We start from the raw sequence: 17609 nt of genomic DNA on the forward strand, positions 1-17609 counted from the left end.
GGCCATGGAGATCTCGCAGGACTGGCAGACGGGGCGACGCTATCTGAATATGAGCGAGGACGACAGCGAATAGAACGATTACGCCAACGTCAGGATCGCGTTTTTACAGAAAGAATGTTGCTTAATCACCTGCCGCCGCGACTGGCACAACGCATTCGATAACGCTTCATGAAAATACTCGTCACCGGCGGCGCCGGCTTCATCGGCTCGGCACTCATTCGCCATCTCATCCGCGAAACCGGGCACGAAGTCGTCAATATCGATACGCTAACCTACGCGGCCAACCCCGACGCGCTCGAGAATGCTGCCGACGATCCGCGCTACGTCTTCGAACACGTCGATATCTGCAATGGTGACGCCGTGCGGCGCGTGCTGGCGACCCATCAGCCCGACGGCATCATCCACCTCGCCGCCGAATCACACGTGGACCGCTCTATCGACGGCCCGGACGATTTCATCCAGACCAACATCGTCGGCACCTTCAACCTGCTCGAGGCCGCCCGCGCGTACTACGAAGAGCTCGACGGCCAGCGCAAGGCGCGTTTTCGTTTCCACCACGTCTCGACGGACGAAGTCTACGGCTCGCTCGGCGCCGACGGCCTCTTCACGGAAGAAACCCCCTACGCGCCCAACTCGCCCTACTCCGCGTCGAAAGCATCCTCCGATCACCTGGTACGCGCCTGGCAGCACACCTATAACCTGCCGACCGTATTGAGCAACTGCTCCAACAACTACGGCCCGTGGCAGTTCCCGGAAAAGCTTATCCCGTTGATGATTCTTAACGCCCTGCGCGGCCGCGCCCTGCCGGTCTATGGCGACGGGCAGAACGTGCGCGACTGGCTTTACGTGGAAGACCACGCCAACGCACTCCAGCAGGTCTTCGAACACGGCCGAATCGGCGAGCGATACAACATTGGCGGTCGCAACGAGGTCACCAACCTGGATCTGGTCCACACGCTCTGCGCCACGCTCGACGAACTGGCGCCAGACCCCGAACTGGGAGCACGCGAACAACTCATTACTTTTGTCGAGGATCGCAAGGGTCACGATCGTCGCTACGCCATCGATGCCACAAAGATGGTCGGTGAACTGAACTGGCAGCCGCAGCAAACACTGGAAACCGGCCTTCAACGTACCGTGCAATGGTATCTAGACAATCCCCATTGGGCGGCGTCGATACGCAACGCGGGCTACGATGGCCAGCGTCTGGGGCTGGCAAGCAGTCATCGCGCCGCCCCCCGATGACGAGCCGCGACGCTCCATACTCCGCGAAGCTGGGTTCTAATACCGCGCTCCTGGTCGCCAACACGGACTGGTACCTATTCAATTTCCGACTCAACCTGCTCAAAGCGGCAGAACACAACGGCTGGCGCGTCCAGTTCGCCGCGCCGGATACCGGCTATTTCGCGCGTCTACAATCGCAAGGCTATACGGGCCATGTCGTACCGCTCGCATCCTCCAGCCTCAACCCTTGGCATGAACTAAAAGCGCTCATCGCACTCGCGCACACGTTCCGGCGCACCCGGCCGGCGGTGATTCACCTCTTCACGCTCAAATGCGTGCTCTATGGCTGCCTCGCGGCGCCGTTCGCGCGCCGCGCACGCATCATCGGTGCGATCACCGGTATGGGGCATCTGTTCACCACCCATAGTTGGCGTACGCGCCTGCTCAAGACACCCGTGCTCGTCGCGCTCAAGCTTGCGCTCAAGATCGCCGATGCGCATCTGATTTTTCAGAATAGCGCAGACCGCGACGAGTTCGTCGAACACCGGTTGATACTGTTCGAACGCACCACCGTCATCCGCGGCTCCGGTGTCGATTGTGACCGTTTCGAACCCGCGCCAAAGCCACGCGATAACCACAAACGGCCCCGACTACTCTTCTGTGGCAGGCTCATCGAAGAGAAAGGCATCCGCGAATACCTTGAAGCAACACAAATGCTGCGCGACAACGGCTACGTTTTTGAAAGCCAGATCGCCGGCGCACCGTATCCAGGCAATCCGAGTTCGCTAAGCGAAAACGAAGTGGAGCGATTGGCAGAGAGCAACGAACACAGCTTCCTCGGCCACCACGAAGACATGGCGACTCTTTTTAAAGAGACCGATATCGTCGTGCTACCCACTTACCGCGAAGGCACACCCAAGGCTTTGCTCGAAGCCGCAGCGTGTGGCTGCATCATTGTCACGACCGATATCCCGGGCTGCCAGGGTATCGTGGACCACGGCCAGAACGGCGCACTTGTCGAACCGCGAAACGCCGGGGCGATCGCCTCCGCCCTGGAAAAGATTCTGAGCAGTACACTCGAAGAGCGCCAGGCCATGCGCAAGTGCTCACGCGCAATCGCCATCGAGCGATTCAGCGACCACGAAGTCAACCGAAAAACGCTCGACCTCTACGCCCCATAGGCAGGACTGGCCCATAACGCGTAACTCGTAGGTCGGATTAGCCAAAGGCGTAATCCGACAAAACAAGTCGCAAACGCCAGAACACCGTCTTACCTGATACTCATCCCAAAACCCGGATATCTATAATTACCCGGACCAACTCGAACCATCACAACCGCCCATCCGTGTCCGCAACAGGGAACGCATACTTCACGTCATAAACGATATGCGGATCGCGACAATAACCACGAATCACCTCGACCCCGGCTTCTTGAAAATCCCGATGCGCCACGGCGACCACCGCAGCGTCATAGGTGCCGGCTTCCGGTTCTTCGGCTAGCGTCAACCCATATTCGTGATCGACCGTGGCCGCATCCGCCCAGGGGTCGTAAATATCCACGGCCACGTCCATCGACGCCAGTTCCCGCACAATATCGACAACGCGCGTATTCCGAATATCGGGGCAATTTTCCTTAAATGTCAGCCCCATAACCAGCACTCGGGCACCGTTGACTTGGATGCGCTTGCGCAGCATCAGCCGAATCACTTCCTGCGCGATATATCGGCCCATCCCATCGTTTATGCGACGCCCCGCCAGAATCATCTCTGGATGCAGGCCAACGGCCTGCGCCTTATACGTCAGGTAGTATGGATCCACACCGATACAATGGCCACCAACCAAACCTGGCCGAAAAGGCAAGAAGTTCCACTTGGTCCCGGCCGCTTCCAACACTTTCTGTGTATCGATACCCAGCCGTGAAAAGATCTGGGCCAACTCGTTCACCAGCGCTACGTTGATATCGCGCTGAACGTTCTCTATCACCTTGGCGGCTTCTGCCACCGCGATACTGGATGCGCGGTGGATACCCGCCGGCACGATCTCGCCATAAAGCACAGCCAGTCGATCCGCCACGGCCGGTGTCGATCCGGACACCACTTTCACGATGTGAGCGAGGCCATGCTGGGTGTCACCCGGATTGGCCCGCTCTGGGCTGTACCCCACGAAGAAATCTTCGTTGAAGATGAGCCCTGAACCCGCCGCCAACAACGGCACGCACTTCTCTTCCGTGGCCCCTGGATATACCGTGGATTCATAGACCACGACATCGCCGGAGCGCAGGTGCGGCGCCAGCGTTCTAGATGCCGCTTCCAGCGGTCCGAAATCGGGCACTCGTGCGTCGGTGACCGGCGTCGGGACTGTCACGATATAAAGATTCGCCGTGGCGAGCGCATCAGGGTCACTGACAAAACTCAATTGCGACGCACTCGACAACTCGTCTTCCGGTACTTCGCGGGTTCGATCATGGCCGGCCTGCAACTGCGCAATTCGCTGTCCGTCAATGTCGAACCCTAGGGTCGAATACCTCTTGCCGAACGACACCGCCAACGGCAAGCCGACGTAACCCAATCCCAGTACAGCGATACGCGGCTCACTTAACATCGACTCTTTATGCATGAATTGTCCTAGTTAGAATCAAGGGATAGGGCAGTTACCCGCTAACCATTGGCCAGAAACGGTACGGTAGCCACGCATTGCTGTGCGCCGCGTAGTTAAGCCAAACGAACTGCACCAGCGCATAAAACGCGATGATCGCGCCACGCGCCATGAAACGGCTATTGCCGCGCACAAGCTGCGGTAGATAGCTGAAGACCACTAGCTGGATCGGCATGAAATATAACGCGACACGATCTACCGCTGTAGGCGCTTGAAACACCAGCGGCAAGCATATGATCGAGAACGCCGACATCCAGAACCAAAGCTTATGCTCTTCTGCGGCCATACGAAATCGGTCGCGATACAAGAGAAACAGTGCGGCCGGAACCACATTCATGGCAACACGGATTGGCCCACCCTCAGAGGCCTGTGAGTATTCGGCGATGACATAGTTTTGCCACAAACCAGATATACGTTCGGCAAGAAATAACCAGTAAAGTAGCCCGCCGACGATCCCGACCCACAATGATGTCCAGACACGGTTGCGGGTACTGGCGAGCGCCGCCAGCGGCGCGAGGATCACCGCGGATTTGTGGAAAGTGGCAGCGATCGCCAGAAGCAGCATGAAACCGACAATCCTGCGGTCAAGCAGATACGTCAGACCACAGAGCATGAAGCCGAACGCCACGGCCTGGCGGGTATACCCCATCGCCAGGACAATGACCATATAAGGGATTGCGACCGTCACAGCCAACATAGGCGCCGGCAGACGACGCACGAAAAGAATTAGGCCAGTGGAAAAAACGGCCCCCGAAAACAGGTTAACCAACCAGACGCCTGCACCGAGCTGCGCTACGACCCAGTTCAGCAGATAGTAAGCGGGATCTGAAAACGCGAAGAGTTCGACAAAAGCGACATTGCCGGCGCGATAAAAAATCGACACATAAGTGCTCCAGTCGCCGCCAACCTGAAATCTCAGGCCAATAAACGCGCAAAGCAATGCACTCAATAACAGCCAGCTGGCGGATGAAACGCGCAGCTTAACCATCGCACCGGAAGCGGCCAGCACAAAGGCGGCCCAATAAGTCAGCATGTGTGCCGTTATTAGCTAGGGGTTTGGCTTAAATCGACCACTTTCAGCCGATCATTGTAACGCAAAGGCGATAGACCGTATCGATGACGACCGAACTCCCTACAGCAAACCTCTAGAGATAGCACCGCATCGACCTCCGGTATCAGCGATTTCGCACCCTGCATTCTCAAACCAATAATGCAGGAATCCGCGGAACGTAAAGCATGCGGCTCAACTACAGCTCCTTGTCAGGGCCATATCGTTAGTTACAAGCTTTGAATGGAGCAAACGCTTCGAAAATATCAAACATGGTAAAACTTTTTCTACCCCGAAAAAAGCCAGAGATCGACTACCCATCATCACCTTCGCAGACAGCAGTCGAGCTTTTGCCATAAGTCACGGTGATGGGTTTCTCGCGCTTTCTGGCAACATGGCTCATAACAAGACTGACCTTACCATTCGGGCCTTTAGGCAGTATTTCGACAATCTCAGTATCGAGGCGAATATTGTATCCCAGCACACGCTCAAAGCTGTTCTTCACAGCTTGCGATACTGTGGCTTCATCGAATCCAGGTACGAGCACCGCGCGAAGCTGAAATCGATCGTATTCACGTTGTATGACTTGAGATTCTCTCAATCCATCAACGTATTTCAGTGTACGGTAAGTAAACATGCCTAGCGCTCGACCGTCTGGCGTATAAATTAGGTCCTCAACTCGCCCCACCACTCCTTCAACGGTTGGGGTCGTCAAACCGCAAGTACAGGTCGCCAGTTCTTGCTGCTTTAGTCCCGAGACGAGATCGCCGGTACGGTAACGAATTAGAGGCGTTCTATCCTGAACGAAACTTGTCGCAACAATCTCTCCGTCACCTTCATCGCTAACACCGTCGGGCGTTAAAACTTCTAGTATTCCGGACTGCCAACGCACGTGATATACGCCAGCCCGACATTGCTGTACCAACGGCAACCCCTCGCTTGCCGAGTAATAATCAAGGACCGGCGCTTTAGTTTTGAGCTGCAACTCGTCTTTGACCTCGCCTTGAAGCGTCTCAGCAGTTGTGACAATTGCCTTAAGCGACGAGAGCGTTTTGGGTGACCGGGAAAGCAGCCTAACCAACTGCAAGATTGCGGATGGATAGCCATCGATAACGCGTGGCTGCAAGTGCTCTACACGCCGACAAATCGCCCATGCATGATCATCGTCCAAGTGATATGAGGAAACGAAAAGCTGCTGCTCTGCTGCATTATAGACCCAGGGTTTGGCTACCTTTCGCCCCGGCGGTGCAACAAGCCGACCAGAGAGTCTGACGCTAGGCTCGAGAATACCTGCTCCTCCGGCATGCCGGATATGATCAGCTTGAAAAGCAAACCGCCTCTGTATAGATGCAAGATCGTGTTCGACCCGCGTAGGCATGCCAGTAGAACCACTAGTAGAAGACTCGCTATACCGTCGAATACTCTGATTGAGAAAGGCATCGAGATCTTCCTTTAAAGCCGCTTTTCCGAGAAGAGGCAGCATTGCTAACGAATCATAAAGTGACGCGTTTTTCATCTCCAAAAAATCAATGTGCTCGAAGGCTTCCCGATAATGCCTACAACCTTCTCGCGCTGATTCTGCGAGCTGCAGAAGTCTCTTGTGCTGCCACTCTCTTTGGCGCTCGGGATACCAGTCTTCGGAATATTCCACGAAGTCAAGCGTACGGTGAAACTCGCCGCGGTAGCGTACGATCCGATTGCGCACACCCAGGCCGAGGACAAACGCTTGACGCAGTGGCCATGGTAGTGACTCAAAATTTATTTTCACTGGTTACGCGCCACCTATAAAGATATTTGAGATCGACTTGCAAACCGCCGGTCGGGACAGCTACCCCGCGCTCCTGTAAACTGCCAAGTAATTTTCCGCCGTTGTAGCCAACGAAAATTTTTCGATAACTCGTTTTCGTGCGTCATGTCCAAGCGCACAAGCCTCCCGTTTGGATAATTTCAGTGCATTGCTCATGCTTTCCGCGAGAGATTCCGGATCGCGTGGCGCAACTAAAAAGCCGCAGTCGCCTAGAACCTCTTTGACGCCGCCACAATTGGTGGCAACAACGAGTCTTTCACAGGCCATCGCTTCGGCGACTACTAGTCCGAATCCTTCGTAGGAGGAAGACAAGACGAAAACGTCACAAATCGACATCAGTTCGGGTACGTCGTGTCGCACGCCCAAAAAACGTACTTGCGGCGCCACACCTAGAGACTCGGCCAAATCGACTAATTGGGCTCGCAGTGGTCCGTCGCCCACTATTAGCAACTGAGGACAAAAATCCATATTTGAAAGTAGAGCGACAGCGCGCAATAAATTTGGGTAGTCCTTCTGGTTCCATAACCTCCCTACCGCAAGCAGCACGGAAGTATTTTCACCTATCGACAATTCCGCGCGCAATCGCTCACGCACCTCTGGATCGAACACGAAAGCCGTAGTATCGATACCGTTAAACACCGTAATCATGCGTCCAAGAGTAGTGCCGCCTTTTTGACGGAATAACTCAACCGCCTCATCAGACACATTCGTCGAAATATCGGCGAGCCAGTCAGTAACGCGATAAGCCAACATACGCGCGGGCTTCCCTTCGTTGGTGATATGAGCGCTGGAGATCAGCCGCCGCATTGGCGTAACAATCCTAAGCAGTCGCGTAAGAACATTCGCATGTACTAAGTGACTGTTCACGACATCTGGTTCGAACTCACGGATCAACCGCCTCAGCCGCCACAAGCTCCGGATCACCGCATACGGACGCCGTGCCATGCAAAGATCGACTAGGCTGACTCTCGCGTCCAATGGCTTGAGCGAAGCAGGACCGTGAAAATAAGAGAGCACGACTTCATGCCCTTCGCTGACAAATTTATCCGCCAAAGTTGTGACCATGCGCTCGGCACCGCCGACACCAAGGCTCGTAATCACGAAAAGTATTTTCATTTATTTTCAGCCTCGGCGCAGTTCTCAATAAGCTTCGTGATAATCACGTGGATATTTACCTAATGCTCTCTCTTCGCGGCATAACATCGCGTTCTCAATACAGGCGTCTTTGCAGCTCTCGCTTTCGTTAAGCAACGTAAAAAGCTGCTCGATAAACTTCTCAATTTCTAGACACAAGGGATCGATCGAATGCCGCCAACGGCAAGACGTCTTCTATAAATTCAACACAGTAATAACCTGCACTGCGCGCTGATCGCTGGAACGCCTCGCGTATGCACCTCGATGAGAGGTGTAGCGGGGCATTTATGATGGCTGGTAAACGCGAAACGTTTCAAGGGTAATCTTTCTTTTCGCCGAGGGGTGAAGATTGATCAGTTAATGGGCTCTACCCCGTTTCGGCGGACGACTGAGAAAAGGTTAACGGATACTTTCGATCATCAGCCGCCATGCGCTGTCGGATACGCGGATTATGGAAGCGCTCGATGTAATCGAAGACATCGGTTCGGGCTTCGGCCAACGTCTGGTAACGGCGCCGGTTCACGCGCTCTCGCTTGAGCATGCCGAAGAAGCCCTCCGCAGCGGCATTGTCACCGCAATGGCCGACAGCGCTCATACTGCAGATCAGGTTGTGGCCGCGTAGAAAACGCTGGTAGTCGTCGCTCGTAAATTGCGTACCGCGATCCGAATGCAATACGACCGGCTCGTCGTGCGTCTCGCGTTGCCAGAGCGCCATCAGCACGGCTTTGAGTACGAGATCCGGGGTCTGACGGGCGCTCATCGACCAGCCGACCACGGCCTTGTTATAAAGATCGACGACGACGCACAGATACAGCCAGCCTTCGGCGGTCCGGATATAGGTGATATCCGTCACCCATTTCGTGTTGGGTTCGAGCGCGACGAAGTCGCGCTCGAGGTGGTTGCGAACATGATCCGGACGAACACCGGAGGGCTTGGCCCGCCAACGCCGCCGTTGGGGGATGCCCTGAAGGCCGCTGGCGGCCATGAGTCGAGCCACCCGATTGCGGCTGACGCTCTCGCCCTCGAACTGCAGCGTCTCCGTGATCCGCGGTGCACCGAACACGCCATCGCTGTCGCGATGCAGCGTGTGGATCTTCTCGGTCAGGCGCGCATTGGCACGGGCCCGAGCGCTTGGCGACCGGCTCGCCCAGGCGTAATAGCCACTGGTCGAAACTTTCAGGCAGCGGCACATTAGCTGGACAGCGTAATCAGAGCGACAACGCCGGATCGTCGCGTACCTCACGATGATTCCTTGGCGAAGTACGTTGCCGCGTCGCGCAAAAATCGCGCTCCTTCTTGACCTGTGCCAGCTCGCGCTTCAGACGGGCCAATTCCTGGTCACGCGGCGTACCGGTGCCTTGGAACGCGCCTTTTGGCGCACGCCAGGCCTCGCGGCACCAGCGGTTGAGCATCGTCGGACTGAGTCCAAGATCGCGAGCGACTGCGCTCGCACTGCTTGATGACGAGCGCACCAGCTCAACGGCTTCGGCCTTGAACTCGGCACTGTACTTCTTGCGTGGCATAACACTCCTTGTTCGGTTCCATGATGAGCCTTCTTTGAAGTGTCCGCATTAACGGGTGAGAACCCCAACATATCCTAGCGATCAATGCGCTCATAGAAATAAAAATTCGCTAAGGATGTATTACTGGCATCTGCAGGATCAAACGGATATCGATTTAAAACCTTATCTATTAACACAAAGTCATTGACTCTCCGATCGACCCAGTCAGTAAAGATTCGATGTCTCTCATGACCTGATCCAGTGTCGTCGTTAGTATGATTTGATGAGAAAATACCGACATAGCGCTTACCTGCGGCAAATAGCTCCTGCATATAAAGGTCGAAAACGTCATCTTCGACAAGATGATAGATCACATCTAAAGAAAGACTAAGATCTGCGCGCTGCCCACTATAATTAGTTCTCGAAACGAAAGTCTTTGAAACATCACAGCCGAAGCTAGCGCGACACATCTCTACAGCTCTCTGCGATACGTCGACGCCAATATATTCGGGGAAGCGAAATAGTCCGAGTTGATTCCCGTCACCGCACCCAAATTCGATTACGGAACGAATATCGTGAGTCTCGACAAAATTATTCACAACTTCTGCTTTAAAGTCGGCCAGCCTTCCATAGCTGCCGGCCCCGGACGTGCCGGCGTTTGTATATCTTCTTTCCCAATAGTGTGCGCTATTATCAAAGGGAATCCGCTCTGTTCGTGTTATTTTTCGAGCTAAGCTTTCGAGCGGCGTTTCTGCAATGATTTTTTTAGCGAGATCTGCAACTTTGCGAATCATAAATACGTTGTTCCATGACTTGTCTTCTGGTGATTGCGATAGCGATAGCCTTGCCATATGAGATAGCTAGTCCGCGACTCAAGGCGATCGCTGACTCCGCGAATGAAGCTAAGTTTTAGCGCAGTTTGGAGTTGAACCAGCAAGCCTGCTCAGTTTCATTTTAGATCAAATTCACCGAACTAATTCACTCCCAAACTTTTCGGGAATAGCAATGACCAACGAGTGATCGAACGCAGGCATGTCCGACTAATTATAGATGCAATCGCTCCGTCAGAACACATATTCAAAAACGTTTTCAACGATCAAGGGACAGGCCAGGCTTTGCTGTGACGAGCGAGCCAAAAAAGCGAGCATTCATTATCGCTTGCGGAGCAGTCGAATCGACTGGCTCCCGCCGCTAAGGAAATCGTCTGTAAGCTGCTTAATTGATATAACCGGCTAATGCCTAGTGAACAATGCCTATCCGCGTTGAAGAACGGTCGATGCAGAGCCTTTCACTTCGATTTTCGCCAGACTCGCATTAAGGAGTTTCCTTTCCAGCTCGTCAAGAATAGCAACCTTGACTTGGCTGCTTTTATTGGCACAGGGCGTTCCTTCGGAAGTGAGCCACCGCTCGGGACTCCATGTTGGTAGCGCGTGAGTTCATCGTCCCGGCACACTTCGCTAGAAGAAAGCAGTTCGTCTCGCTCTGATTTCCGGATAGGAACGGACATTGAACTTGAAGAGCTCAAACGTTTTGTCGTTTCGCTTAAAAACTGACAACCGCGCTGAACAGGTTGCTAAAATGGATTGAGTGGTTACCGACGTTGTCGCCGATGTTCAATGCAGCCATCTGCGATGATGGACCGGGTGCTGTTCAGAAACTTAAAGATCGCCTCCAATATATCCAATTTGCAACAACCGAATATATCGATTTGGTAACCAATGAAATCATTCGCGAATACGGCTATAGTGTGCTTGCGCGAAGAGCGTGTTTTCGCCACCTCCTTGCCAAGATGATGGGCAACTCATTTCTCCCTAACTTTATCGAGGCCTGAGGCGGCGTCTGTTTCGAGAGACTTCCTGCCTCATATGCCCGCTTCCTTTTCTCTATAGCACCTTCGGCGCAGACGGATACCGGCCCCATGTCGGTTCTTCATAAGAAAACGGTGGTTCAGGCATCAATTACAGCGCGATCGGGTCGCCTACTCTCGCCAAATAAATATCGCGCAGCTTCGCCGCTTCCATCTGCACATCGTAACCCTCGTCGCGCAGGAGAGCGATGTGAGAAGAACTGTTGTTCGCCCTGATCGGCGAAAGGGCGAGAATTCGAGAGACCCATGCGTCGACAGGCAAATTCAAACTCACGGGATAAACGCCGGGACATATGATCGCATCGTTCGGTATGTTCTTGGATATCACACACTGCAATCCGTTGGCCTGCGCTTCAATAAGCGAAATACCTAAACCTTCGAAATGCGAGGGCATCAAGAATATATCCATTGCGCTCATGAATGGACTAACATCGTCTTGTTGGCCGACGAAGAGCACTCGATCGAGCACACCGAGATCATGCGCGAGTTGCTCGGTTGCCGAACGCAGCGGCCCCTCACCGACCAGCATAAGACGCGAATTCGGGCGCTGCGAAGACAACGCTGAGAAAACCCGCATAAGCCATTCATGATTTTTCGCAAAGGCGAATCGACCCGTATGGCCCAATACGAGCGCATCAGCCGGGATACCGTGGGCGCGACGCACTTCTTCCCGACGCTCAGCAGAATAGCGAAAACGGTCAAGGTCGATGGCGTTCCTAATGACCGTAAACGGACAATTGGAGAACATAAAGCGACCGGCCGGCTCGGAACAGGCTAGCCGCGTGGTCGCAAACCAGCTGGCCAAAGGAGCCAATAACGGTTTTGCATAGGCCCTGCGTGAACCTAGAAAACTATAAGTGTGAGAATGGACGATCCGGACCATGTCGTACTTTCGGACCGCAGCAAGCAGGGGCACCCCCCTCAACGCGGAGTGAACGTGCAAGGCCCGATACTCATGCGCGTGATCGCGCAGGATCCCAGCAAACTTGCGCTGGTAGCGTATCGGCGCGTCCAGGTAACGACCCATTGACCATATACGGCCTCCCAACTGCTCGATTTCGTCAAATTGCGGCATCCGCTCTAGCGTATCGACTACGAAATCATATGCAAGACCCATTTCAGCATGGATACGCAGGAAATCGAGTAAAAAACTTTCCACTCCGCCGAAGCGAAATCCAGGTACGAATTGCAGCACTTTCGCGCGGGCGATCATTGTTTCTCAGATTCAATTTTAGACTTTTTCGCGCGTATCACGGTTTTTCCCGGCATTTTTAACCCGATTGCGTCATTTAGATATACTAACGGGAAATGTATGCAGGCCATTCTCATACGTGCCCAAATCGCATTGCCGTCCGAGAGCCATCGCCTCGATAAGGTTTGCTTCGGCATCAAAACGTTCGTTCCGATCTATAACTCTCTCTTGCGATGTATGGAATGCATTCTCCCGCAGTTTCCTTATATCGATTTCATCGTTAAGGATCTTCTCAGTGATATCCACTGCCTCGTCGAAGTCATCCACAAGAAAGCCATTTTTGCCATTCTCGATGTAACCGTCCAGTGAGCCATCGTTCAATCCGATCACCACAGAACCGGTAGCGAAAGATTCGAAAAAGACATTGCCAAGGTTCGAAAAGTCGTAGAAAAACGGGTTGGCTACGGCATAATAGGCGTAGAAGCGGAGATCATCCTGAGCGATGGAGCCTAAGAAGCAAACGTATTCTTTCAACCCGAGCTCCGCGATCAAAGCTTTCACTTCGCTGAGATACTTTTCCGACTGAACGCTGCCGCAAAAATACAAGTGAATTGCATACCCCTTTTCATGTAGGTTTTTCAACATGCGCACCACCTTGTCGTGACGTTTCCACGGATCGAAACGCGCAGCGAAAAATAAATAGGGGTGAGTCGGAACTTCCCGCCTGCTTCGGACCTTATCAATCGGCTTAACCTCTACCCCAGTTTTCCAAAAGAGATACTTATAGCGCTCTTTGCGCGGCCTCCAGGCCTGATAGACAGCATCGCCTCGGGTGCCGTCATCCGTCATAAGAAAATAGCTCTTAGGGAGTCGGAACGATAAGTATTCGGCCGGTTTGCGTAACGCAAGCTTAAAAGCGCCCTGGCGTTGTAGCTCGGGATAAAGCATGGTCCCCATGGCCCGCATTCCGCATGGAATGCCATAAACCTTGGCAAAAATATTGCCGACCAGTCCTTCATAGAAAGCCCAGCAAACAATGAAGTCGTATCGCTCCCGTCTTATCGCTCTGTTTGTATGATAAGCAAGCCGCCCTAACCTACTGAGCCGCCGAAAAATACGTTTGTGCCAAGACGCCTCCAAGGCCGGATCGTAGATATTCGCTTTAAGATTATTTTCTGAAAACCAATCGACTTTAACGTCTGCTTCAACATTGTCATTCGATGTGACGACGAAATCGACCTGGTGGCCGCGCTTAGCCAGCCGGTACCAGGGCTGGAAGAAACCCGGAAGGTGCCTTGCGTCCTCTGCCGTCTTGCCAGACAGGATGTCACGTAGTGGGGTTGCCATTCTGCCGACATAAAGTATTTTCAGCTTCTTTCGGGTTTCGAGCTCTCGCGGTCGGTGTTCGTCCATCGGTCGATATCCTTGATCTTAAATTTTACAGCCTCTCAACGTGCGTCTAGGAACAGCCCATCAACTCAGCGACAATCTTACCGGCAGCATCGCCGGAGCCGTAGTCGACCGACCTCTCTTGAGACTCGGGAGCCGACTCCCGGATCCACTTGGATATAAGATGAGAATTAGCTCCCGCGAGAATATTCCAACCTGACGATATCAACTCGCTCCATTCAGTTTCATCCCGAAGGACGATACAGCGCTTACCGTGAAACCATGCCTCCTTCTGGAGGCCGCCGGAGTCAGTAGCAACTTTGGCGCAATTCTGAATTAGCCACGTCATTTCCAGATAACTGACGGGATCGACCATCCGCACCTGCTCGGCCAAGTCTTCGACCAGCGTGCCGATCTTGCCGCGAAGGCGCGGGTGTACGGGCAGGATTACGGGCGTGTTGCTTTCGGCTAACCCGCGGAAAATGCCCTCCAGCCGCAGCGGATCGTCGGTGTTTTCGGCGCGGTGCACGGTGGCGAGTACAAACTCGTCGGCATGCAGCCCGGTTGCCGCGAACCAGTCGGGGCGGGCGGCCCGCTCGCCGTAGAACAGCGCGGCATCGTACATAACGTCACCGACCTGCCGGACCTTGTCGGTATCGATGCCCTCGTTGCGCAAATGGCCGACGGCTTCGGCGGTTGGCGCAAAGAGTCGGTCGGCAGCATGGTCGGTCAATATGCGGTTGATTTCTTCCGGCATTTTGCGGTTGAAGCTCCGCAGGCCCGCCTCGACATGGGCTACCGGAATGTGCAACTTCGCGGCCGCAAGCGCGCCGGCGAGCGTGGAGTTGGTGTCGCCATAGACAAGCACCCAGTCCGGTTTTTCGTCTATGAATACGCCTTCCACCGCCTCCAGCATCCTGCCGGTCATCTGTCCGTGCGGACCGCCGCCGATGTTCAGGTGGTGGTTGGGCTTCGGAATCGACAATTCATCGAAAAACACGTCAGACATGTTCGCATCATAATGCTGTCCGGTATGCACGATGATTTCCTTGACGTCGTGACGCCCGGCGACCGCCCGCGACACCGTCGCGGCCTTGATGAATTGCGGCCTCGCGCCGACGACGGTCACGATTTTCAAAGCTGCCATATTACTCTTTGTGCCTTGCCGGTTCTGAGAGAGGCCGAAAGTCAGGACAAGATATCGGCATAGATTTGCTGCCATTCCCGCGTGATCGCGACCGGTCCAAAACGACGTTCGCAGCTATTCCGTAATTCCTCGGCGTTCCATTTCTCGCGCTGGCAGTACAGGTTCTCCATCGCATCCGCCAATGCCAAAGCGTTATCATTTGCGACCAGAAACCCTGAGTCTTCGTCGACGATATCTTCTGGGCCGCCGCAGCGCGTCGCAATGACCGGGCGACCCGTGGCAAGTGCTTCTATAAGAACTACTCCGAACGTCTCGAATCGGCTGGACAATACGAATACGTTGCAGTCGCGCATTTCCCGGCGAACCTCTATTCGAGATAGCTTGCCGGGGAACTTGACCTGCTTAGAGATACCAAGTCTCTTTGTCTGTTCGATTAGTGCCGCACGAAACGGCCCATCCCCACCGATAACCAGCTCAACAGCTTCATGCCCAGCGAAGCGTTCGGCAAAGGCGGAAAGGATGATTGTGGCGTTTTTGTTTGCGTCGAGACCGCTTACATGTAAAAAGCGAAATGCCTTTCCTGTTTTCTCTATGAGCGGCGCTTCAAGGAAATCTACGGCAACCGCATTGGGCATAACCGACCATTTGTCGTACGGCATCCCCAGCTTTTCTGCGAGCATTTTCGCAAAGGAGGAACTCACCGCAAAGCGCGCTTCGGCTACCTCTGCTATTTCGCGCGCCACTCTTAGGCCTACCTGGGGCATCTTTGGGCGCCTGAATACCGAACTGTGTTCGCTAACCACGAAAGAGATACCGTATTTCTCATGCAACGCCATCGCTCCCGCGCCGGCGAGCAGCGAGGAGTGGACATGAACTAAATCTGGGCGACCAAAGCGCGCTTCGTATCGGCCATAAACATTCAATGTCAGTCGCGCGAACCGTCGGGCCGCGAGGCGCCACATTTTCGGCGTCCAGTTAATCATCGCACCGCGATAAGTGGCGATTCCCTGGTCGTTCTCAAAATAGAGTCCGCCTCGCTTTCGCCATGAGGACAGCGGATTGCGTAACGAGCGCATTGTCAGCGACAGAACGCCTACATCAATCCCTGCGTCCTTCAACGCAAGCGCCTGGTCTCGAAAAAAACTTCCGCCGATGTCGTCAGCCGATGCCGGATACCAGGACGGCAGGATGAGGATATGCCTCGCATCCGTCCTAGCCTCTCCGACCCTCAGCATGTCCTGCCCATCGGGTTTCATGTCTGCTGTCCCCGAAACAATGACCGGGCATTTTTCATGTCCTCTCCCGGCGATAGGATGAACCGCCACCATTGAACCCGCGAGATTCGGTGCATGAGCAGAAGCCGCACTACGAAGTCCGACGTATAGGCGATGCTTGTCGCTAAGGCCGCTCCGACGATCCCGTAGATCGGAATGAGCAGGATGTTGCCGATCACGTTCACCACGAGAGTGAGGATGGCCAGATACATGTTGATGCCGACCATTCCACGCGCGGCGAGATCATTGGCGATCACGCGCCCGCTGGAGATTAGGACAACACCTGGCAGGAGAACGATAAGCGCCGTTGCCGCACCACGAAACTCTTCGCCGAAAAGCAATTCGGTCAACGGTCCAGAGGCCGCCGCGAGGACGGCTGAGGCGAGTAGCGTGGCCCACATCGTGAGACGTGAAACGAGTGAGGTCAGCGCCCCCCTGCCGACTTCATCCCCTACCATCGCTGACAGTCGAGGTAGCAATACCGTCGATACGGCGGTCGATATCAGCCACAACTGCTCGATAAGTCTTACCGCAACGGAGTAAAGCCCCGTCGCCGCCGGCCCGAGCAGCAGGTTTACTAGGAAAATATCGAGACGGTAATTCAAGAACGCCACGATACTCCCCAACTGCGTCTTGAGACCGAAAGGCAGTGCGAGGCGGAGATATTCAGCACTGTCATCCTTCGCTTCGAGAGGCCCGACGATCCGTCTTACACGCGAGAGCCCCAGTGCCAGCGCGATAACGTGAGAAAGCACCATGGCGACCAGCACTGAGGGCAGACTGAAACTGTCCAATATCCACAACGCAAGCAGAAACGCTAGCGCCACCGTCGGCTGAGCCAGAACTAAAAAGTTATATTCGCGGAAATTCTCAGTTGCTTGAACCAAAGACACCGCGATCATCCTTATCATGTTTGGCGGAAACATCAACAGTGCCAACATCAATATATGCGGTTGCGTGCCGGGAAATAGCACTTCTCCCGCAACCAGAATGACCGACGCGCCGAGCATCAGACCGATCGCGGACATCGCTACGGCTATCTTCCGCGACGCACGCCAAGCTTGGGCCAAGGTATATTGCCCAGAAGCCACGAAGTAGACATTGGCGGGCCCAATTCCAAGGTTCATCAGCAAGGCAAGCAATGCCGGAACCAGAATTGCTACCGTGTATTTCCCAGCTCCCTCAGGACCCAACAGCCTGCTAACAAGAAGGATGATGCCGAGCTGACAAAGGCCGCCTACAAATTGCCGGCCGAATGTCAGAAAAGTATCGAACGATAACCTTCGCAGGCCGAGAGACCTCATGCTAAGCCATCGACGTTGAATTGGGGAGGCACGCTATTTCAGCTGCGTGTAGCTGACATGATATCG

Annotated in this window: 14 protein-coding genes; 3 read left to right on the plus strand and 11 right to left on the minus strand. The window is 54.3% G+C overall.

All coding sequences use genetic code 11. From position 1 onward, the window contains the following. Positions 1 to 168 precede the first annotated feature (168 nt). Both rfbB and J7355_RS08475 read left to right on the plus strand, forming a co-directional pair. Positions 169 to 1245, plus strand: a complete 1077-nt coding sequence (gene rfbB / locus J7355_RS08470; protein WP_209061667.1) for a dTDP-glucose 4,6-dehydratase — start codon at positions 169 to 171, stop codon at positions 1243 to 1245. Further along, complete coding sequence (locus J7355_RS08475) at positions 1164 to 2405, plus strand: glycosyltransferase family 4 protein (RefSeq protein ID WP_209061669.1); 1242 nt, start codon at positions 1164 to 1166, stop codon at positions 2403 to 2405. The genes rfbB and J7355_RS08475 overlap by 82 nt, the downstream gene beginning before the upstream one ends. A gap of 148 nt (positions 2406 to 2553) precedes the next feature. Here J7355_RS08475 and J7355_RS08480 read toward each other — a convergent pair whose 3' ends face one another. The 6 genes from J7355_RS08480 to J7355_RS08505 form a co-directional block, all read right to left on the minus strand. Next, on the minus strand, positions 2554 to 3840 hold the full coding sequence (locus J7355_RS08480; RefSeq protein WP_209061671.1) for a nucleotide sugar dehydrogenase: 1287 nt from the start codon (positions 3838 to 3840) through the stop codon (positions 2554 to 2556). Positions 3841 to 3874: 34 nt separating this feature from the next. Next, positions 3875 to 4912, minus strand: a complete 1038-nt coding sequence (locus tag J7355_RS08485; RefSeq protein WP_209061673.1) for an EpsG family protein — start codon at positions 4910 to 4912, stop codon at positions 3875 to 3877. Positions 4913 to 5240: 328 nt separating this feature from the next. Next, positions 5241 to 6578 carry a hypothetical protein gene (locus J7355_RS08490; protein WP_209061675.1) on the minus strand — a complete coding sequence of 446 codons (1338 nt, stop codon included), beginning with the start codon at positions 6576 to 6578 and terminating at the stop codon, positions 5241 to 5243. 177 nt (positions 6579 to 6755) lie between these two features. Continuing rightward, positions 6756 to 7850 (minus strand): glycosyltransferase, encoded by a 1095-nt coding sequence (locus J7355_RS08495; protein ID WP_209061677.1) that lies wholly within the window; start codon positions 7848 to 7850, stop codon positions 6756 to 6758. A gap of 385 nt (positions 7851 to 8235) precedes the next feature. Then, a protein-coding gene (locus J7355_RS08500; RefSeq protein ID WP_209061679.1) for an IS3 family transposase occupies positions 8236 to 9391 on the minus strand; the annotation gives its coding sequence in 2 pieces (ribosomal slippage) (positions 8236 to 9151 and positions 9150 to 9391; 1158 coding nt in all). Positions 9392 to 9465: 74 nt separating this feature from the next. Further along, positions 9466 to 10221 carry a class I SAM-dependent methyltransferase gene (locus tag J7355_RS08505; protein ID WP_209061681.1) on the minus strand — a complete coding sequence of 252 codons (756 nt, stop codon included), beginning with the start codon at positions 10219 to 10221 and terminating at the stop codon, positions 9466 to 9468. A gap of 758 nt (positions 10222 to 10979) precedes the next feature. Here J7355_RS08505 and J7355_RS08510 point away from each other — a divergent pair. Further along, entirely contained in the window at positions 10980 to 11201 is a 222-nt protein-coding gene (locus tag J7355_RS08510; RefSeq protein WP_209061684.1) for a hypothetical protein, read from the plus strand. Between the two features lie 127 nt (positions 11202 to 11328). On the opposite strand, the gene J7355_RS08515 is transcribed toward J7355_RS08510, so the two are convergent. The 5 genes from J7355_RS08515 to J7355_RS08535 form a co-directional block, all read right to left on the minus strand. Beyond that, complete coding sequence (locus tag J7355_RS08515) at positions 11329 to 12450, minus strand: glycosyltransferase (RefSeq protein ID WP_209061686.1); 1122 nt, start codon at positions 12448 to 12450, stop codon at positions 11329 to 11331. Positions 12451 to 12522: 72 nt separating this feature from the next. Further along, complete coding sequence (locus J7355_RS08520) at positions 12523 to 13842, minus strand: glycosyltransferase (RefSeq protein WP_209061688.1); 1320 nt, start codon at positions 13840 to 13842, stop codon at positions 12523 to 12525. 46 nt (positions 13843 to 13888) lie between these two features. Continuing rightward, positions 13889 to 14965, minus strand: a complete 1077-nt coding sequence (gene wecB, locus J7355_RS08525; protein WP_209061690.1) for a UDP-N-acetylglucosamine 2-epimerase (non-hydrolyzing) — start codon at positions 14963 to 14965, stop codon at positions 13889 to 13891. 41 nt (positions 14966 to 15006) lie between these two features. Then, positions 15007 to 16221, minus strand: a complete 1215-nt coding sequence (locus J7355_RS08530; protein WP_209061691.1) for a glycosyltransferase — start codon at positions 16219 to 16221, stop codon at positions 15007 to 15009. Next, positions 16218 to 17543, minus strand: a complete 1326-nt coding sequence (locus tag J7355_RS08535; protein ID WP_209061693.1) for a flippase — start codon at positions 17541 to 17543, stop codon at positions 16218 to 16220. The genes J7355_RS08530 and J7355_RS08535 overlap by 4 nt, the downstream gene beginning before the upstream one ends. Positions 17544 to 17609: the final 66 nt, after the last annotated feature.

This window comes from Endozoicomonas sp. G2_2 (genome assembly GCF_017744135.1).
Taxonomy (GTDB): Bacteria; Pseudomonadota; Gammaproteobacteria; order Nevskiales; family Salinisphaeraceae; genus Salinisphaera.